The 19,349-nt window shown below is 52.8% G+C and carries 19 protein-coding genes, 3 tRNA genes and 1 other annotated feature; of the genes, 6 read left to right on the plus strand and 16 right to left on the minus strand.

All coding sequences use genetic code 11. The features are described from left to right. Positions 1-198: 198 nt before the first annotated feature. From clpB to rluD, 3 genes are all read right to left on the minus strand, one after another. Positions 199-2,772 (minus strand): ATP-dependent chaperone ClpB, encoded by a 2,574-nt coding sequence (gene clpB / locus SB719_RS18605; protein WP_412159550.1) that lies wholly within the window; start codon positions 2,770-2,772, stop codon positions 199-201. A gap of 127 nt (positions 2,773-2,899) precedes the next feature. Then, positions 2,900-3,628 carry a purine nucleoside phosphorylase YfiH gene (gene yfiH / locus SB719_RS18610; RefSeq protein WP_412159551.1) on the minus strand — a complete coding sequence of 243 codons (729 nt, stop codon included), beginning with the start codon at positions 3,626-3,628 and terminating at the stop codon, positions 2,900-2,902. Further along, positions 3,625-4,605, minus strand: coding sequence for a 23S rRNA pseudouridine(1911/1915/1917) synthase RluD (gene rluD / locus SB719_RS18615; protein ID WP_065648354.1), 981 nt, complete (start codon positions 4,603-4,605; stop codon positions 3,625-3,627). Before rluD ends, yfiH begins: the two co-directional genes overlap by 4 nt. Before the next feature lie 128 nt (positions 4,606-4,733). On the opposite strand from rluD, the gene bamD reads away from it, so the two are divergent. The 4 genes from bamD to pheA all read left to right on the plus strand — a co-directional run bounded on the left by bamD (position 4,734) and on the right by pheA (position 7,466). Beyond that, positions 4,734-5,465 (plus strand): outer membrane protein assembly factor BamD, encoded by a 732-nt coding sequence (bamD, locus tag SB719_RS18620; protein WP_065648353.1) that lies wholly within the window; start codon positions 4,734-4,736, stop codon positions 5,463-5,465. A gap of 263 nt (positions 5,466-5,728) precedes the next feature. Then, a complete protein-coding gene (raiA, locus tag SB719_RS18625) occupies positions 5,729-6,055 on the plus strand; it encodes a ribosome-associated translation inhibitor RaiA (protein WP_304236363.1) in 327 nt (108 codons plus the stop codon). A 98-nt stretch (positions 6,056-6,153) separates the two neighbouring features. Continuing rightward, positions 6,154-6,279 (plus strand) — a sequence feature (Phe leader region). Then, on the plus strand, positions 6,155-6,202 hold the full coding sequence (gene pheL / locus SB719_RS18630) for a pheA operon leader peptide PheL (protein ID WP_104085515.1): 48 nt from the start codon (positions 6,155-6,157) through the stop codon (positions 6,200-6,202). It overlaps the preceding feature by 48 nt. A 23-nt stretch (positions 6,280-6,302) precedes the next feature. Further along, positions 6,303-7,466, plus strand: a complete 1,164-nt coding sequence (pheA, locus tag SB719_RS18635; protein WP_293005371.1) for a bifunctional chorismate mutase/prephenate dehydratase — start codon at positions 6,303-6,305, stop codon at positions 7,464-7,466. A 31-nt stretch (positions 7,467-7,497) separates the two neighbouring features. Here the strand turns inward: pheA and tyrA are convergent, their stop codons facing one another. From tyrA to ffh, 7 genes are all read right to left on the minus strand, one after another. Next, a complete protein-coding gene (gene tyrA, locus SB719_RS18640) occupies positions 7,498-8,619 on the minus strand; it encodes a bifunctional chorismate mutase/prephenate dehydrogenase (protein WP_065648350.1) in 1,122 nt (373 codons plus the stop codon). A gap of 6 nt (positions 8,620-8,625) precedes the next feature. Then, entirely contained in the window at positions 8,626-9,705 is a 1,080-nt protein-coding gene (locus tag SB719_RS18645) for a 3-deoxy-7-phosphoheptulonate synthase (RefSeq protein WP_304236370.1), read from the minus strand. 379 nt (positions 9,706-10,084) lie between these two features. Continuing rightward, positions 10,085-10,435, minus strand: coding sequence for a 50S ribosomal protein L19 (gene rplS / locus SB719_RS18650; RefSeq protein WP_039379805.1), 351 nt, complete (start codon positions 10,433-10,435; stop codon positions 10,085-10,087). Positions 10,436-10,477: 42 nt separating this feature from the next. Then, complete coding sequence (trmD, locus tag SB719_RS18655) at positions 10,478-11,242, minus strand: tRNA (guanosine(37)-N1)-methyltransferase TrmD (RefSeq protein WP_293005366.1); 765 nt, start codon at positions 11,240-11,242, stop codon at positions 10,478-10,480. Between the two features lie 35 nt (positions 11,243-11,277). Beyond that, a complete protein-coding gene (rimM, locus tag SB719_RS18660) occupies positions 11,278-11,826 on the minus strand; it encodes a ribosome maturation factor RimM (protein WP_412159552.1) in 549 nt (182 codons plus the stop codon). Between the two features lie 18 nt (positions 11,827-11,844). Continuing rightward, a complete protein-coding gene (rpsP, locus tag SB719_RS18665) occupies positions 11,845-12,093 on the minus strand; it encodes a 30S ribosomal protein S16 (protein ID WP_007893313.1) in 249 nt (82 codons plus the stop codon). A 141-nt stretch (positions 12,094-12,234) separates the two neighbouring features. Next, the gene (ffh, locus tag SB719_RS18670) at positions 12,235-13,596 is read right to left on the minus strand and encodes a signal recognition particle protein (RefSeq protein WP_065648347.1); all 1,362 of its coding nucleotides are present in this window, start codon (positions 13,594-13,596) and stop codon (positions 12,235-12,237) included. A 166-nt stretch (positions 13,597-13,762) separates the two neighbouring features. On the opposite strand from ffh, the gene SB719_RS18675 reads away from it, so the two are divergent. Both SB719_RS18675 and SB719_RS18680 read left to right on the plus strand, forming a co-directional pair. Then, a complete protein-coding gene (locus SB719_RS18675; protein ID WP_304234324.1) occupies positions 13,763-14,557 on the plus strand; it encodes an inner membrane protein YpjD in 795 nt (264 codons plus the stop codon). Positions 14,558-14,568: 11 nt separating this feature from the next. Then, the gene (locus tag SB719_RS18680; RefSeq protein WP_065648346.1) at positions 14,569-15,855 is read left to right on the plus strand and encodes an HlyC/CorC family transporter; all 1,287 of its coding nucleotides are present in this window, start codon (positions 14,569-14,571) and stop codon (positions 15,853-15,855) included. Between the two features lie 47 nt (positions 15,856-15,902). Here SB719_RS18680 and luxS read toward each other — a convergent pair whose 3' ends face one another. From luxS to SB719_RS18710, 6 genes are all read right to left on the minus strand, one after another. Next, complete coding sequence (gene luxS, locus SB719_RS18685; RefSeq protein ID WP_065648345.1) at positions 15,903-16,418, minus strand: S-ribosylhomocysteine lyase; 516 nt, start codon at positions 16,416-16,418, stop codon at positions 15,903-15,905. A 150-nt stretch (positions 16,419-16,568) separates the two neighbouring features. Continuing rightward, on the minus strand, positions 16,569-18,173 hold the full coding sequence (gene gshA, locus SB719_RS18690) for a glutamate--cysteine ligase (RefSeq protein ID WP_065648344.1): 1,605 nt from the start codon (positions 18,171-18,173) through the stop codon (positions 16,569-16,571). Positions 18,174-18,204: 31 nt separating this feature from the next. After that, on the minus strand, positions 18,205-18,633 hold the full coding sequence (locus tag SB719_RS18695) for a YqaA family protein (protein ID WP_065648343.1): 429 nt from the start codon (positions 18,631-18,633) through the stop codon (positions 18,205-18,207). Between the two features lie 364 nt (positions 18,634-18,997). After that, positions 18,998-19,074: transfer RNA gene (locus tag SB719_RS18700), tRNA-Arg, on the minus strand. Between the two features lie 56 nt (positions 19,075-19,130). Next, positions 19,131-19,207 (minus strand) — tRNA-Arg (locus SB719_RS18705). A gap of 56 nt (positions 19,208-19,263) precedes the next feature. Beyond that, positions 19,264-19,340, minus strand: a tRNA-Arg gene (locus SB719_RS18710). Between the last annotated feature and the right edge of the window lie 9 nt (positions 19,341-19,349).

The following is a 19,349-nucleotide window of genomic DNA, read 5'->3' on the forward strand; positions in this document are numbered from 1 at the left end:
CCTGCTGAGCCCGTCTGCGTTGCCGCTTTGCCGTCTCAGTGGTGGCGCATTATAGGGAGTTCTCGCCGGGTGACAAGTGCTAATTTTAACTTTTTTGCTTAAGCGCTCACTTTCCAGGCAAAGCGTTGTAAAAACCAGCTTGAACGCTTATTTAAGCAACAAAAAACGGGCCCGCAGGCCCGTTTTTATGCGTAACACTTACTGATGAGCGACAATTTCGCCTTCGCTTACATCCATTTCGATAACTTTTCCTGGCACAAATGCACCGGAAAGTATCTTCTGCGCCAGCGGGTTCTCTATATGCTGCTGGATAGCCCGTTTGAGCGGACGTGCACCGTAAACCGGATCGTAGCCATTTTCACCAAGCAGCTTCAGTGCTGCTTCAGAGATGTGCAGCTGATAGCCGCGATCGTCCAGCCGCTGATAAAGACGCTGCAGCTGAATCTGCGCAATAGAGGCAATGTGCTGCTCTCCCAGTGGATGAAACACCACAACTTCATCTATACGGTTGATGAACTCAGGACGGAAGTGGTGTCCGACTACTGTCATTACCGTCTCTTTCATGGCTGGATAGTCAAGTGCGCCAAAACGCTCCTGTATTAAATCCGACCCCAGGTTCGATGTCATAATCACCACCGAATTGCGGAAATCCACGGTACGCCCCTGACCATCAGTCAGTCGACCATCATCCAGCACCTGCAGCAGGATGTTAAACACATCCGGATGCGCTTTCTCTACTTCATCCAGTAAAATCACGGAGTAAGGCCGACGGCGTACTGCTTCAGTAAGATAACCGCCCTCTTCATATCCGACATATCCCGGAGGTGCGCCCACCAGCCGCGAAACCGAATGTTTTTCCATAAACTCAGACATATCGATTCGCACCATCGCATCGTCACTGTCAAACAGGAAGTTTGCCAGCGCTTTGCACAGCTCGGTTTTACCTACCCCGGTTGGACCGAGGAAGAGGAATGAGCCAATCGGACGGTTTGGATCGGACAAGCCTGCCCGGCTGCGACGGATGGCGTTAGAAACCGCCTCCACCGCTTCATTCTGGCCGATAACCCGCGCATGCAGCTCCTGCTCCATACGCAGCAATTTGTCACGCTCGCCCTCCATCATGCGTGCTACCGGGATACCGGTCCAGCGCGCCAGTACGTCGGCAATTTCAACGTCAGTTACGCGGTTGCGTAACAGTTTCATGATCTTGCCTTCAGCCTGAGTAGCGCTCGCCAGCTGCTTTTCCAGCGCCGGAATTTTGCCATACTGCAGCTCGGACATTTGTGCCAGGTCGCCAACACGTCGCGCCTGCTCCAGCGTCAGTCGAGCCTGCTCCAGCTCCGCTTTAATGTTTTGCGTACCGGTAAGTGATGCTTTTTCAGCTTTCCACTCTTCTTCCAGTTCCGCATATTCGCGCTCTTTCTGATTCAGTTCTGTTTCCAGCATCTCCAGACGTTTGACACTGGCATCATCAGACTCTTTTTTCAGCGCCTGCTGCTCCAGCTTCAGCTGAATAATGCGGCGCTCCAGACGATCGAGCGGCTCAGGTTTGGAATCGATCTGCAGACGAATGCTGGATGCAGCTTCATCTATCAGGTCAATTGCTTTATCCGGCAGCTGACGATCGGCGATATAGCGGTGTGACAATGTTGCTGCTGCCACAATAGCCGGGTCGGTGATCTGCACATGGTGATGCAGCTCATAGCGTTCTTTCAGGCCGCGCAGAATAGCAATGGTATCTTCGACGCTGGGCTCCGCGACAAATACCTTCTGGAAGCGGCGCTCCAGGGCAGCATCTTTTTCTATATACTGCCGGTACTCATCCAGCGTGGTTGCGCCAACGCAGTGCAGCTCGCCACGCGCCAGAGCCGGCTTCAGCATGTTTCCTGCGTCCATCGCGCCATCGGCTTTGCCTGCGCCTACCATAGTGTGCAGCTCATCGATAAACAGAATGACGTTGCCTTCCTGCTTCGCGAGATCGTTCAGCACCCCTTTCAGGCGCTCCTCAAATTCACCACGATATTTGGCTCCGGCCACCAGCGCACCCATATCCAGCGCCAGCACGCGACGACCTTTCAGCCCTTCAGGCACTTCACCGTTGATAATACGCTGAGCCAGACCTTCAACAATCGCGGTTTTACCCACGCCAGGTTCACCAATCAATACCGGGTTGTTTTTGGTACGGCGCTGCAGCACCTGAATGGTGCGGCGGATCTCTTCATCACGGCCAATCACCGGATCCAGCTTGCCTCGCTCGGCGCGCTCAGTGAGATCGATAGTATATTTCTTCAGTGCCTGGCGCTGATCTTCAGCTCCCTGGTCATTCACGTTTTCGCCTCCACGCAATTGTTCAATAGCGTTCGCGAGTTTGTCAGACGCCACGCCGGCAGTTTTGAGCAGATCCGCCAGCGAACCGCGTGAATCCAGCGCCGCCAGAACAAATAATTCAGATGAGATAAAGTTATCGCCGCGCTTTTGTGCCAGCTTGTCACACAGGTTCAGCATTCGCACCAGATCGGCTGAGGGCTGCACGTCGCCCCCGGTGCCTTCTACCTGGGGCAGACGATTGATTGCCTGTTCAATACTGGTACGCAGAGTGGCGACATCGGCGCCTGCTGCGCTGAGCAGCGGACGCACCGATCCCCCTTCCTGATTGAGCAAAGCGCTCATCACATGAAGCGGTTCAATAAACTGGTTATCCTGTCCCAGAGCCAGGGACTGGGCATCAGCAAGGGCTAGCTGGAATTTGTTGGTAAGACGATCCAGACGCATAATTCCTCCCGTTACAGGTCAAAATGCTACTGGAGATTAAAATGAGGTCAGGCCTCAAATTTTCAAGGTTTCTGACCTGATATTGTGAGCAAAAAACAGGCTTACCGGATCGTCTCAGGGCGTAAAGTTATCTCAGCCAGATCAGGGTTGCCATACGCCCGGTCACGCCGTCACGACGAAAGGAGAAAAAATCGTGTTCTTCAGTGAAGGTGCAGCGTCGTGAACCACTGACAGAGGTTACGCCGGCGTTAACCAGACGCTGCTCGGCCAGTAGCCAGATGTCCGCAAAATACTTCCCGCCCGCCGGACGAAATGCTGCTTCAGCACAGGCATCGTGGGCCATAAAAGCCTGACGTACTTCCGCCCCTACCTCAAACGCATTGGGTCCGATCGCCGGGCCCAGCCAGGCATATACCTCGCTGGCCGGGCAGTGGAACTGTGCCAGCGTCTGTTCCAGCACACCGTTACAGAGGCCGCGCCAGCCCGCATGAGCTGCTGCGACTTCACTGCCATCTTTACTGCAAAACAGCACCGGCAGGCAGTCAGCTGTCATAATGGCGCATACCACGCCGGACTCCCGGGTGATGGCTGCGTCAGCCTGTGGCAGCACAGAGGCTGCAGGCAAACGTACTACCGCATTGCCATGTACCTGATCCAGCCACTGCGGCATAGCAGAAAGCGCTAATGTTTCTGCGATGTGCTGGCGATTATGCATTACGTGAGCAGGCGTATCCCCAACGTGGGCCGCGGGGTTGAGCGAATCCCAGGGCGCCACGCTATGACCGCCCTGCCGGGTAGTGGAGCAGGCCCGGACACGCTGCGGCGCAGGCCAGTCCGGGATGATCCACTCACTCATAGCCAGTCCATGCGATCGCGGAACTCTTCGGTATCCGCTTTTAAAGCGTCAATCAGATCAACCATGTCCTGCGGCAACGGTGCATGCCACTCCATTTCAATGCCGGTTATCGGATGATAAAGACGCAGCATCGTCGCGTGCAGTGCCTGACGATCAAATCCACGCAGCGTATTAATGAACGCGTCTGAGGCGCCTTTTGGCGGACGCGGACGGCCACCATAGAGCGGATCGCCTACCAGCGGATGGTTGATATGCGCCATGTGGACACGAATCTGATGCGTACGCCCGGTTTCCAGACGCAGACGCAGACGCGTATGGGCCCGGAAATGCTCCATGATGCGGTAGTGCGTGGTTGCCGGTTTCCCCATCGGATGGACGGCCATGTGGGTACGCTTGGTAGAGTGACGCGCCATCGGCTCATCAACGGTGCCACCCGCTGTCATCGTACCGATAGCAACCGCTTCATATTCGCGCGTGATTTCACGCATCTGCAGCGTTTCCACCAGATGCGTTTGTGCCGGAACTGTTTTTGCCACGACCATCAGGCCGGTGGTGTCTTTATCCAGGCGATGAACGATACCGGCGCGCGGTACATCAGCAATCGCCGGAAAATGGTAGAGCAGCGCGTTCAGAATGGTGCCGTCAGGATTACCTGCTCCCGGGTGTACCACCAGGTCGCGGGGTTTATTGATAACCAGAATGTGGTCATCTTCATAAACGATATTCAGAGGAATGTTCTGCGCTTCCCAGCGCTGTTCCTCTTCAATCTCAGCATCAATAGCCACCTGCTCACCGCCCAGAACTTTCTCTTTCGGTTTATCGATGATAGTGCCGTTGACGCTGACGCGGCGATCGAGGATCCACTCTTTTATGCGGGAGCGTGAATAATCAGGGAACAATTCTGCCAAAGTTTGATCTAAACGTTGTCCAAGCTGTGCTTCGGACACCGTTGCGGTGAGTTGAACTTGTTGTGCCATATACAGCTTCTTCGTTAACGTTGGGTTTTACGGCGATGCCGTTTAATATAATGTGCTATCGTACTGGTCATTACCGGGAGCTATACGGACAGCTTCCGCCATAACATTTTGAGGATAATCATTTCGTCATGACGCGTATGAAACATCTGGTGGCTGCCGCCACATTGAGCCTGGCCCTGGTGGGCTGCTCAGGCTCATCTGATCCGGTTCCGGACAGCCCGCCGTCTGAAATTTATGCCACAGCTCAGCAAAAGCTGCAGGACGGTAACTTCAAAGCGGCAATTAAGCAACTGGAAGCGCTGGATAATCGTTATCCGTTTGGTCCTTACTCGCAGCAGGTGCAGCTGGATTTAATCTACGCGTATTACAAAAATGCCGATCTTCCGCTGGCGCAGGCTGCTATCTCGCGCTTCATGCGTCTGAACCCTACTCATCCGAATATCGATTACGTCATCTATATGAAAGGCCTGACGGATATGGCTCTGGATGACTCCGCTCTGCAGGGCTTCTTTGGTATCGATCGCTCCGATCGCGATCCCAACCATGCGCGCGACGCCTTCCGTGACTTCTCCCAGCTGCTGCGTAGCTACCCAAACAGCCAGTATGCGGCGGATGCTCAGAAACGCCTGACCTATCTGAAAGATCGTCTGGCGAAATATGAACTTTCGGTGGCGCAATTCTATACCAAGCGCGGGGCCTATGTCGCTGTTGTTAATCGTGTGGAAGGCATGATGCGCGATTATCAGGATACGCAGGCAACTCGTGATGCGCTGCCGCTGATGGAGAATGCTTATCGCCAGCTGCAGTTAACGGCCGAAGCTGACAAAGTGGCGAAAATTATCGCGGCCAATAACAGTTAAAAAACCGGTTGGTAACATGCTTAAAAAGCAGCCATCTGGCTGCTTTTTTTATGCCTGCAAAGGGCATCTGCGTTGCAGTTAACCTGTCAATCCTGCCCTGCTGTTCTACTGTCTTCAAGCATTTTTTGAATAATCTCTGGTCTTTCTCGCAAATCCTCTGCGTTGACAAAAAGTGACCTTTTTATGTGATCAAGATCACATAAATTCCTGTGTGGCGCGGTATGCTGATTCTACCCAGACGGAAATGACAGAGAGGTTTAACTATGATTCTGAACATTACCAGTAAACAAATGGAAATCACTCCGGCCATCCGCAGCCATGTCGAAGACCGTCTCGCTAAGCTGGAAAAGTGGCAAGCCCACCTTATTAATCCACACATCGTGTTGTCAAAAGAGCCTAAAGAGTTTGTGGCAGATGCCACGATTAATACGCCTAACGGTACTCTGGTTGCCAGTGCCAAACATGATGATATGTATACCGCCATCAATGATTTGATTGCGAAACTGGAGCGCCAGCTAAATAAAGCTCAGCACAAGTCTGAAGCACGCCGCGCTGCCAGCAGTGTTAAAGATTTTATTCCGGCAGAATAAACGCTGTAGTTATAAAAAACGCGCCAGCTGGCGCGTTTTTTATTGACAGCTTTTAAGCAGTACGATTACTCTCAGAACACTTTCCTGCCGGAATCAGACATGAAACATCAGCCATTTTTCTTCGCATTCTTTTTTACCTTCCCCTGAACGGGAGGCGTGTCGTCATGCGAAAATGAATGCGAAGACGAATGACAAAGCCTCCCCCAGCGGGAGGCTTTTTTTTTAACTGTATTTACAGGTGAGCCTAATGAGTATCGATAATCCACTGCTGGCGCTGCGCGACAAAATCAGCGCGGTTGACAGCAAATTACTTGCGTTACTGGCTGAGCGACGGTCGCTGGCAATCGAAGTTGCTCAGGCGAAACTGACTACGCTGCGGCCTATCCGCGATATTGAGCGGGAGCGTGCCCTGCTGGAAACTCTGATTTCCCTCGGTAAAGAGCAGCAGCTCGACGCCCACTACATTACCCGTCTGTTTCAGCTGATTATTGAAGATTCGGTGCTGACGCAGCAGGCGCTGCTGCAGAAAAACCTGAACCACCCGCACGCGCTGGCTCCCCGCATCGCCTTTCTGGGACCTAAGGGATCTTATTCGCATCTGGCCGCCCGTAAATATGCGTCACGCCATTTTGCTTCGTATGTTGAAAACGGCTGTCTGAAATTTCAGGATATTATCCAGCAGGTTGAGGCTGGCCAGGCTGACTATGCGGTCATGCCGATTGAAAATACCAGCTCCGGCTCTATCAACGATGTTTATGATCTGCTGCAGCAGACGTCGCTCTCTATCATTGGCGAACTAACGATCCCCATCGAGCATTGTGTACTGGTAAAAGAGACGACCACGCTTAAACAGATAAAAACGGTCTACAGCCATTCCCAGCCTTTTCAGCAGTGCAGTCAGTTTATCAACCGTTTCCCGCAGTGGAAAATTGAGTACACCGAAAGCACTGCCGCAGCCATGGAGAAAGTCGCCGCTCTTAATTCACCTGACGTTGCGGCTCTGGGCAGCGAAGCAGGCGGTGAACTCTATGGCCTGCAGGTGCTTGAGCGAAATCTGGCAAATCAGCAGCAGAACCACACGCGTTTTATCGTACTGGCGCGCAAGCCGGTTGATGTTTCAATGCAGGTACCTGCTAAAACCACGCTGATCATGGCCACCGGGCAGCAGGCAGGTGCGCTGGTGGAGGCGCTGCTGGTACTGCGCAAACATAACCTGATTATGAGCCGGCTGGAGAATCGCCCGATTAACGGTAACCCGTGGGAAGAGATGTTTTATATTGATGTACAGGGCAATCTGCAGTCGGAAAATATGCAGCTGGCGCTGGAAGAATTGCGCGAGCTGACCCGCTCGCTGAAAGTGCTGGGCTGCTATCCCGGTGAAAATGTAGTTCCGGTTGAACCCCGTATATAAGCAGAAAGGGCACCGCTAAAGGTGCCCTTTTTTATTGCCGGCTATCGTTAGCCGAGCGTAACAGGCTGCGGCTCTCAACCAGAAAACGCTGAGCGTGATCGCCAAACCACTGTTCCACGCGTTCAAAGCTGCTGATAAACGCCTGCTTATTGCTCTGCTCCAGCAGCGAGATAGCTTCACCAAACCGCTGATGGTAACGCTTTATCAGCGCCAGGTTACTTTCTGAAGACATAATGATATCGGCATAGAGCTGCGGATCCTGCGCAAACAGCCGCCCCACCATGGCCAGCTCCAGCCGGTAGATAGGCGAAGAGAGCGCTAGCAGCTGATCCAGATTAACATTCTCTTCGGCCAGGTGCAGACCATAAGCGAAGGTCGTAAAATGGCGCAGCGCCTGAATAAAAGCCATGTTCTGATCGTGTTCTGTGGCACTGATGCAGTGCAGCCGTGCGCCCCAGACCTGAATTTGTTCCAGAAACCACTGATACGCTTCCGGTTGCCGACCGTCGCACCAGACTACCACCTGTTTTGCCAGACTGCCGCTGTCAGGCCCAAACATCGGATGCAGGCCCAGTACCGGCCCGGTGTGCGCGGCAAGCATGGCCTGTAGCGGCCTGTTTTTCACCGATGCAAGATCCACCAGAATGCAATCGTCCGGCAGCGCAGGCAGATCGGCAATGATCTTCTCAGTGAGATGGATTGGTACACTGATGATCACCATTCCCGCATCCTGCAGGAGTTGATCGGCGCGATCCCAGTCCTGCTTGTCCAGAATACGCACCTGATAACCGGACAGCGTCAGCATCTTTTCAAACAGACGCCCCATCTTGCCGCTGCCACCGACGATCACTACCGGACGCAGTGAAGGACAGAGCGTTTTAAACCCTTTGTCATTTTCATGCGTATAGGATTCCCGCATCAGGCGACGCAGTACATCTTCAATCAGATCGGGAGAAACGCCGAGCGCTTCCGCTTCCTGCCGGCGCGACGCCAGCATACTTGCTTCACGCTCGGGTACATAAATCGGCAGGCCATAACGGCTTTTTACTTCGCCAACCTGGGCCACCAGCTCCAGTCGTTTTGCCAGCAGCCCAAGCAGCGCCTGATCGACTTCATCAATTTGATCGCGTAATGCGGTCAGTTCAGCCACCATGACTCTTTATACCTCGTGTGACAGACGCGCCGACAGCACTCCCTGCAGATCCTGATGGATAGTGCGCAGCAGCGTTTCGGTGGTGTTCCAGTCAATACAGGCATCGGTTACCGAAACACCATATTTCATTTCGCTGCGTGGCTGCTCTGAAGGCTGATTGCCTTCATGAATATTGCTCTCCAGCATCAGGCCGATAATAGAGCGGTTTCCATCTTTAATCTGCGCAATAGCCGATTCGGCTACCCCAGGCTGACGACGATAGTCTTTGTTAGAATTGCCATGGCTGCAATCTATCATTAAGGCCGGGCGCAGTCCTGCTTTCAGCATCTCTTTTTCACACTGCGCGACATCATCCGGGCCGTAGTTAGGCGCTTTACCACCACGCAGAATAACGTGCCCGTCCGGGTTGCCCTGTGTCTGCAGCAGGCAGACCTGCCCAGCCTGGTTAATCCCGACAAACCGGTGTGGCATCGCTGCCGCACGCATGGCATTAATCGCCGTGCCAAGACTGCCATCGGTGCCGTTTTTGAAACCCACTGGCATAGAGAGGCCTGATGCCATCTCACGGTGCGTCTGCGATTCCGTTGTGCGCGCACCAATCGCTGACCAGCTGAAAAGATCGCCGAGGTATTGCGGGCTATTGGGATCCAGCGCTTCTGTCGCCAGCGGCAGCCCCATTTCAACCAGATTTACCAGCAGCTGACGCGCAATGTGCAGCCCGGCTTCCATATCAAACGAGTTGTTCATGTAAGGATCGTTGATCAGCCCCTTCCAGCCTACGGTAGTGCGGGGTTTCTCAAAATAGACGCGCATGACGATATACAGCTGATCCTTCAGCTGCACAGAGAGATCTTTCAACTGACGGGCGTACACCAGGGCTGCTTCCGGATCGTGGATTGAGCAGGGACCGCAGACCACCAGCAGGCGCGGATCGCGTCCTGCAATAATATCTGCAATGGTGTTACGTGAAGCCGCAATCTGCGCCTCCTGCTCTGCCGTCAGAGGAAAGCGTGCTTTCAGCTCCTGCGGCGTAATCAAAATCTGTTCGTCAGCGATATGTACGTTGTTCAGCGCGTCTTTCTGCATGATGGCGATCCTTTTTACTCGTCTGTGCGGTTTGGATCCTCAGTGAGGATGACACTTACTTTATCACAGGCTGTATCGCATGCAATCCATGCATGTACACTATTTTTACCACCCATATTTAATTCAGCTTAAATAACCAATAAATATCATATATATCATGTAATTATATTTATATTGCAACCAAACCCGAACCAGTTATTCGTAAACTAATATTTACATCACGCGCATTCTGTATCTTTTTCGTTGCAGGCTGGCAGCATGGGCTGATTATGCTGCCGGACAAGCCAGCCAATGCAGCGGTTTATCGCTTAAAACGCCCATAAAAAAAGGGGTCAGCCTGTGGCCAACCCCTTGTTTGCTATTAACTTTAGGATGTCGCTTACGCGCCAAGACGCTCTTTGATACGAGCTGACTTACCGGTGCGCTCACGCAGGTAGTACAGTTTGGCTTTACGCACAGCACCACGACGTTTGACAGTAATGCTGTCAATTACCGGAGAGTGAGTCTGGAAGACACGCTCAACGCCTTCGCCGTTGGAAATTTTGCGAACAGTGAATGCAGAGTGCAGACCGCGGTTACGAATAGCGATAACCACGCCCTCGAATGCCTGCAGACGTTTTTTAGAACCTTCAACGACCCATACTTTCACTTCCACGGAATCACCCGGACGGAATGAAGGTACATCCTGTTTCAGCTGTTCTTGTTCAATTTGCTTGATAATGTTGCTCATAATTAAATCTCATATCCTGGGTAAACTGATAGTCAGGGAAGATTACTCTTCCGCTTCATCGTTTTGTTGCTGCTGCTGTTCCCGCTGGAACTCAGTCAGCAACCTTGCTTGCTCTTCAGTCAGAGCCAGGTTTTCCAGAAGTTCAGGTCTTCTTAGCCAGGTACGGCCTAGCGACTGTTTCAGGCGCCAGCGGCGAATATCGGCATGGTTGCCCGACAGCAGAACTGACGGTACTTCCATCCCCTCTAACACTTCAGGCCGGGTATAGTGCGGGCAATCCAGCAAACCATCCGAAAATGAGTCTTCATCGGCGGACGCCTGCTTGCCCAGTACGCCGGGAATAAACCGGGCGACAGAGTCAATCAGCGTCATGGCTGGCAGCTCACCACCACTGAGAACGTAATCGCCGATTGACCACTCTTCGTCAATCTCTGTATGGATCACGCGCTCATCAATACCTTCGTAGCGACCACAAACCAGAATCAGCTTCTGGTTAGTCGCCAGTTCGCAAACGCCCTGTTGGTCAAGTTTGCGTCCCTGAGGTGACAGATAAATCACCTTAGCACCTTCTCCCGCCGCTGCTTTCGCTGCGTGGATCGCATCCCGTAAGGGTTGCACCATCATCAACATTCCCGGTCCGCCGCCGTAAGGACGATCGTCCACGGTACGGTGCCGGTCGTGCGTGAAGTCACGAGGACTCCAGCTCTCAATGTTGAGCAGGCCATTTTTAACTGCCCGGCCAGTTACCCCGTACTCGGTAATAGCGCGAAACATCTCTGGAAACAGGCTGATAACACCAATCCACATCGCGTTCGCCGTTACGTTACCGGATTGTCCGGAGATCAAAAACCAGGATCCCAGTCTACTTCAATAGTGCCAGTAGCGAGATCGACTTTCTTGATAACCTGTTCATCGAGAAACGGTATTAACCGCTCCTGTACACCGAATGCATCTTTCAGGTTCGCCTTAACAACGAGTACGTCGTTTGAGCCGGTTTCCATCAAATCAATGACTTTGCCCATCTCATAGCCGTCGAGGTTCACTACTTTGCAACCCATAAGGTCTTTCCAGTAGTAATCACCCTCTCCCAGCGCAGGCAGCTGCGTGGAGTCAACCGTGATTTCACAATTGGTTAACTGCGCCGCCGCGTCCCGATCGTCAATGCCGTTGACTTTGATAATCAGGTCCTGATTGTGGTGCTTCCAACCTTCCAGTTTTACCTGCTGCCATTTACCGGCGCGCTGGATAAACCAGGGTTGATAGTCGAAGATGCTTTCAGCGTCTTCAGTGGAGGAAAACACTTTGAGCCAGCCCCGAATTCCGTAAGCGGCACCCATTTTACCCAAAACGATGGGATTAACAGGAGGCTGTGCGGCAGGTTTACTGGTCATGCTCACCACCGTGACAGATTAAGCTGCTTTTTTTGCTTCTTTGATCAGCGCGTTAACGCGATCGGAAAGCGTTGCGCCCTGGCCAACCCAGTGCTCAATACGGTCCAGGTCCAGACGCAGACCTTCAGCCTGACCAGATGCGATCGGGTTGAAGAAACCAACGCGCTCAATGAAGCGACCGTTACGTGCATTGCGGCTGTCAGTGACGACGACCTGGTAGAACGGACGCTTTTTCGCGCCGTGACGTGCCAAACGAATTGTTACCATAACATCCTCTTTAGTTAATAAAACAACCGGACCCCATCGAGGAACGGGGTCCGGGTGCAATATAAAAAGCCCGAAAATTTTACTCATTTTGGCGCAAAAAGCAACCGCAGTAGCATACTTTTCTGGCTGTGTAGTGATCTCTTAACGGCTCGGGAAACCTGGCGGCATCATACCCTTCATGCCACGCATCATTTTGGCCATGCCGCCTTTCTTCATCTTTTTCATCATGCGCTGCATATCATCGAACTGCTTCAGCAGCCGATTGACATCCTGCACCTGCATGCCGGCGCCAGTTGCGATGCGACGCTTACGCGAGCCCTTGATGATTTCAGGCTTTTCACGCTCTTTGCGCGTCATGGAGTTGATGATGGCCTCCATACGCACCAGCACCTTGTCATCCATTTGCGATTTGACGTTATCCGGTAGCTGCCCCATTCCCGGCAGTTTACCCATCAGGCTGGCCATGCCGCCCATATTGCGCATCTGCTTGAGCTGCTCAAGGAAGTCATTGAGATCGAAACCGTCACCGGTTTTCAGCTTTTTCGCCAGCTTTTCCGCCTGATCGCGGTCAACCTTGCTCTCAATATCTTCAATCAGCGACAGGACATCGCCCATGCCCAGAATGCGCGAAGCGATACGGTCGGGATAAAATGCTTCCAGCGCCTCGGTTTTTTCACCCATCCCCATAAACTTGATCGGTTTACCGGTGATGTGACGAATCGAGAGCGCGGCACCGCCGCGTGCATCACCATCAACCTTGGTCAGGATCACCCCGGTCAGCGGCAGCGCTTCATTAAAGGCTTTCGCCGTGTTCGCGGCATCCTGACCGGTCATGGCATCGACAACAAACAGCGTTTCCACCGGATTAATCGCGGCGTGCACCTGTTTGATTTCGTCCATCATCGCTTCGTCTACGTGCAGACGACCTGCGGTATCGACCAGCAGCACGTCGTAGAACTTCAGCTTCGCCTCTTTCAGCGCATGCTTAACGATATCGACCGGCTTCTGGCTGAGATCGGAGGGACAGAAATCCACGCCCACCTGCTGCGCCAGCGTCTCCAGCTGTTTAATCGCCGCCGGGCGATAAACGTCAGCCGAGACCACCAGCACCTTTTTCTTGTGCTTTTCGCGCAAAAATTTACCGAGTTTACCCACGCTGGTGGTTTTACCGGCACCCTGCAGACCCGCCATCAGCACCACGGCTGGCGGCTGAGCATTGAGGTTCAGGGTGTTATTTTCAGCACCCATTGCCGCAATCAGTTCGTTGCGGACAATCTTGATAAACTCCTGACCCGGCGTCAGGCTTTTATTGACGTCGTGTCCGACCGCAGCTTCTTTTACGCGGTTAATAAATTCACGTACCACCGGCAGCGCAACGTCCGCCTCCAGCAGCGCCATGCGCACTTCGCGCAGGGTATCTTTGATGTTCTCTTCGGTCAGCCTTCCGCGGCCGCTGATGTTGCGCAGGGTTTGCGACAAACGATCGGTTAAATTATCAAACATGCTCTCTCACTTAATACCGTAGCGAGGCCGCCTGAGCGACACAATGCGCCGGATTATAACACGAAGCCTCAGCGATCTCTGCAATTGACCGTGAGATCGTTTGGAGCATACTGCCGCTGACGCTATACTGCTTTTTTCCTTATCTCATCATTCTCAGAAAGGATCTATGTTCGTTTTCGCGATCGTGGCGCTGTTCGCCTACTCCCTCAGTCTTGCCCTTATCATCCCCAGCTTACTGAAACGTAACAGCGGCTGGCGGCGATTTGCTGTTCTCTCAGCCTGCATTGCGCTGATTGCGCACGCTGTCGCGCTGCAGCAGCGGATATTTGCTATTGATAGCGGGCAGAATCTCAGCTTACTTAATATTGGATCGCTGGTAAGCCTGCTGATTTGCGCCATCATGACTATTGTCGCTTCACGCAACCGTGGCTGGCTGCTGCTGCCGGTAGTGTATAGCTTTGCGTTAATTAACCTGGCTTTTGCCACGTTTGTTCCGAATGCCTTTATTACGCATCTGGAGACCACGCCGGGCATGATGGTGCATATCGGTCTGTCGCTGTTTGCTTATGCCACACTGATTATTGCCGCGCTCTATGCGCTGCAGCTGGCGTGGATAGATTATCAGCTGAAAAATAAAAAACTCGCTTTCACGCAGGATATGCCGCCGCTATTAAGCATTGAGCGCAAAATGTTTCATATCACGCAGATTGGCGTGGTGCTGCTGACGCTGGTGCTCTGCACCGGGCTTTTCTTCATGGATAACCTGTTCAGTGCGGAAAATATTGATAAGGCAGTGCTCTCTATTCTCGCGTGGTTTGTCTATATCGTGCTGCTCTGGGGGCACTACCGTGAAGGGTGGCGCGGACGGCGCGTGGTATGGTTTAACTGCGGTGGTGCGCTGCTGCTGACCATGGCCTACTTCGGCAGTCGCGTACTGCAGCATCTTCTCACTTCCCATTAAGGAATTTCTCGTTGGAACATGTTTCAACCACCACGATGATCATCATCCTTGTCATCATGGTGCTGGTCTCAGCGTACTTCTCCGGATCTGAGACCGGCATGATGACGCTCAACCGCTACAAGCTGCGGCACAAAGCCAAAAGCGGTAACCGTGCAGCGCGACGCGTTGAGAAACTGCTGCGCCGGCCAGATCGCCTGATTAGCCTGGTCTTAATCGGCAATAACCTGGTCAATATTCTCGCCTCCGCGCTGGGCACGATTGTAGGGATGCGCCTGTATGGTGATGCCGGCGTCGCTATCGCCACTGGCGTGCTGACCTTCGTTGTTCTGGTTTTTGCCGAAGTTCTGCCTAAAACCATCGCGGCGCTCTACCCTGAAAAAGTGGCCTATCCCAGCAGCGTTTTGCTGGCCCCGCTGCAGTATGTGATGCTGCCGCTGGTCTGGCTGCTTAATACCATTACGCGCATGCTGATGCGTATGGTGGGGATCAAAGCAGAAGGCTCCGTAAGCTCCGCGTTAAGCAAAGAGGAGCTGCGTACCATTGTCTACGAATCGCGCTCGCTGATGTCTCGCCGTAATCAGGATATGCTGCTGTCCGTGCTCGATCTGGAAAAAGTCAGCGTGGATGACATCATGGTGCCGCGCAATGAAATTGTTGGCATCAATATCAATGACGACTGGAAATCGATTGAGCGCCAGCTGAGTAACTCACCGCATGGCCGTATTGTGCTGTTTCGTGACTCCCTTGACGATACCGTAGGCATGCTGCGCGTGCGCGAAGCCTGGCGCATGATGACAGAGAAAAAAGAATTCAATAAGGAACGCCTGCTGCGCGCGGCAGATGAGATCTACTATGTTCCGGAGGGTACACCGCTGAATGTGCAGCTGGTTAAATTCCAGCGTAATAAGAAAAAAGCGGGTCTGGTGGTGGATGAGTATGGCGATATCAAGGGTCTTATCACCATCGAAGATATTCTGGAAGAGATAGTCGGCGACTTTACCACTTCGATGTCCCCTTCTCTGGCTGAAGAGGTGATGCCGCAGAATGATGGCTCGGTGCTGATTGAAGGCAGTGCTAACGTGCGCGAAATCAACAAAGCGTTCAACTGGACGCTGCCGGAGGAGGAAGCGCGCACCATTAATGGCATGCTGCTCGAGGTGCTGGAGGAGATCCCGCAGACCGAAACGCGGGTACAGGTCGGCAGCTATGACATCGATATTCTTGATGTGCAGGACAACATGGTGAAGCAGGTGCGGGTTACACCGCAGCAGCCGCTGAAAAGCTCAGTGGGTTCGTGATATAAAAAACGCCGCAGACTATGCGGCGTTTTTACAGAAAGACCTAATCAGATATGCAGTTCTTTCAGCTTTTCCGCTGGCAGCTTCAGATCGTCGTTACGATTAACGCCAATCTCATGTGACAGAACATTACGCGCAATCTGCTGCGCTTCATCCAGAGAGTGCAGCTTATAGCTGCCGCACTGATACTCATTAAGCTCCGGGATCTGATTCTGATCTTTCACTTTCAGAACATCTTCCATCGCCCCTTTCCACGCCTGCGCCACGCGCTGCTCATCTGGCGTGCCAATCAGGCTCATATAGAAGCCGGTACGGCATCCCATTGGAGAGATGTCCACGATTTCCACACCGTCACCGTTGAGGTGATCGCGCATAAAACCGGCAAACAGATGCTCCAGCGTATGGATCCCGCGCTCGGTCAGAATGTCGATATTTGGCCGGCAAAAACGCAGATCGAAAACGGTGATCGTATCGCCATGCGGCGTTTTCATGGTCTTTGCCACGCGTACTGCCGGCGCGGCCATGATGGTGTGATCAACGGTAAAACTGTCCAGTAGTGGCATACGTCACCTCCTGTTTAAAAATTTTTTTCTGAACGATGAAACTTTTCTCGTCGTTCTGCGTCTGAATATATGAAAGACGCGCATTTGTTATCATCATCCCTGACAACAGAGATGTTAATTTTGGCCACAGTGATGTGGCCATTTTCTTTTTCAGCCTTCCCGACCTGCCAGATAATCTTCAAAACTTGTGCTATCACTCGCTTCCAGCGCCTGCTGTGCAGCAACAGACTCCTGCGCCTGCTGAGTGAAATCCGCTTCGGTCAGAATTTCCAGCGGCTCTGCGCAGAGCATCTGTCGGTATTGCTCCGCCAGCGCGACACCGGCTCCGGTCAGGCCGTTCTCTTTAATAGCGTGAAGAATGCGCGCCGAGTAGGTTAGCTCAGGATCGTCAAAAGAAGCTACCAGTTGATCGCATACCTGCTGATATTGCGTGCTGCCTTCATTGCTATCCAGCACTTCCGCGACGCGACGCAGATCGGCGAAGAGCGCTTTACCTACATCAACCAGCGGATGTTCTGTGTCACTGCAGCCAACGCCAATGACCTGCCCTGGCTTGCGTCCTTCCATCACCACACGGTTCCAGTTTTTACGGCTGCAGAGCAGCTCGCTGGCGCTCAGTTCAGGCGCATCGGCCAGCGTACACCAAATCAGGAAGAGATCGAGGAAGCGCGCCTGGTCAGCGTCCACACCCACCGGTGAGAACGGATTGATATCAAGTGAGCGAACTTCAATATATTCAATGCCGCCGCGCAGCAGTGCGTCAGAAGGGGCTTCACCGGAACGGGTAACGCGTTTCGGACGGATAGGCGCATACAGCTCATTTTCAATCTGCAGCACGTTAGTATTGAGCTGCAGCCAGTTACCTTCAGCGTCTTTAACCCCCATGGCAGCATACTCTTCAGAAGGCGTCTTAATCGCGGCTTTCAGCGCGTTAACATACCCTTCCAGCGAGTTAAAGGTGATGCCGAGATTACTTTGCGACTTATTGGTATAGCCCAGGTCGCTCAGGCGCAGAGAGGTCGCATACGGCAGCCACAGCGTATCTTTACCGTCGGTTTCAAACGGCAGCTGGCTTTCACGGCCCTGCAGAAATGAGGAGCTGATCGCCGGAGAGGCGCCAAACAGATAAGGGATCACCCAGCCAAAACGATAATAGTTGCGGATCAGGCGCAGATAGCCCGCAGAGATAGTCTCTTTACCGCTCTCAGCATCTTTCACATCCGCCCACTCCTGCCAGAAAGAGAGCGGCAGTGAGAAGTTATAGTGCACGCCAGAGATAATCTGCATCAGCGCGCTGTAGCGGTTTTTTAATCCCTGCCGGTAGAGGGTCTTCATCCGGCCCACGTTTGAACTGCCATACTGCGCCAGCTCAATTTTATCGGTATCGTCAACGTGACCAGGCATACTGAAGGGCCACATACGCTCTTCACCCAGCTGCTTAGCCACATGGCGATGGATATCGCGCAGGAAGGTAAGCGAACGATCGATATTTTTATCAACCGGCGTGATGAACTCCAGCAGCGTTTCCGCAAAATCCGTGGTGATCCAGTCATGCTTCAGCGCCGAGCCAAGCGATGCCGGATGGCCGGTAGTTGCCAGATGACCATCAGGCCCGACGCGCAATGTTTCGCGTTCGATGCCACGGCCGATACCCTTTAACGCGTCGGGATGCGCTTCCAGCCAGGAGAGCGCTTTTGATACGTCCGGGATCACATTAACCTCCCGCTGTGAGAATAATTTATTTTTGTTCAGCATAATGTTAACCGTAGCCTCGAATCTGTGCGAATCAATGCCACCACTCCATACCCTGTATTGTGGCGATCGCGATAAAGATATAACGCAGCGTTTTACCGAGAGCGAGAAACAGCACGCAAGGCAGCCAGCTGAAGCGCAACCAGCCTGCGAGAACGCAAAGCAGATCGCCAGCGACCGGCAGCCAGCTAAAGATCAATGCCGCAGGGCCCCATCGGTGTAACCACGTCAATGCTGTGTCATGCCATCGCCCCTGCCCGTTTTGCGGCATCAGGCGACCAAGAAAAATGTTGGTCAGGCCACCCAGCGTGTTTCCCACTGATGCAGCCAGCAGTAAGCCATACACCGATCCTTTCTGAGCAATCAGCAGCGCTATCAGTACGGCCTCGGAACTGCCCGGAAGCAGAGTGGCGCTCAGAAAGCTGCTGCCCAGTAGCGAGCCATAAATCAGGAAATCATTCACGGTAATGGCATATCGCACGTACGACAAAATGAGCCATTACTTTAGCTTAATGCGCTCAGGTTGTCGCCAGGCAGGCTTAACCGCAAATGCTTTGAAAGCATTAGCAATTTTCGTTTTCAGAAAAAGGTCAGGGACTAAAACCGGGGATAAATGGCGGTAAATGCAGCATTTTTCATATCAGCGTACAAAAGAGAGTCAGCATTCTTATTAACGCCTGTGAACTCTGACAGTGGAAAAATCACTGAATTGAGATCGGCTTATCGCAAAAGCTGCTGGTACTGCCGGAGAGATTTAAGGGATATAACACGGTACTGAAGCTGTCTGTCACAGACTCACTGAAGCATACGGAAACAGAAACAGAGAATGGTGCATCCAGGAGGATTCGAACCTCCGACCGCTCGGTTCGTAGCCGAGTACTCTATCCAGCTGAGCTATGGATGCATTGAGACGTAGCCTGCTAACAAGCGACGCTGATAAAACTGAGAGGGTATGAAGAATGGTGCATCCAGGAGGATTCGAACCTCCGACCGCTCGGTTCGTAGCCGAGTACTCTATCCAGCTGAGCTATGGATGCATTGAGGTATTTCTTACGATGGACTGACTGCAACAAGCCTGAAATGATACAAAGAATGGTGCATCCAGGAGGATTCGAACCTCCGACCGCTCGGTTCGTAGCCGAGTACTCTATCCAGCTGAGCTATGGATGCATTGAGGTA

This window comes from Pantoea sp. SIMBA_079 (genome assembly GCF_046940275.1).
In the GTDB taxonomy this organism is placed as follows: domain Bacteria; phylum Pseudomonadota; class Gammaproteobacteria; order Enterobacterales; family Enterobacteriaceae; genus Pantoea; species Pantoea borealis.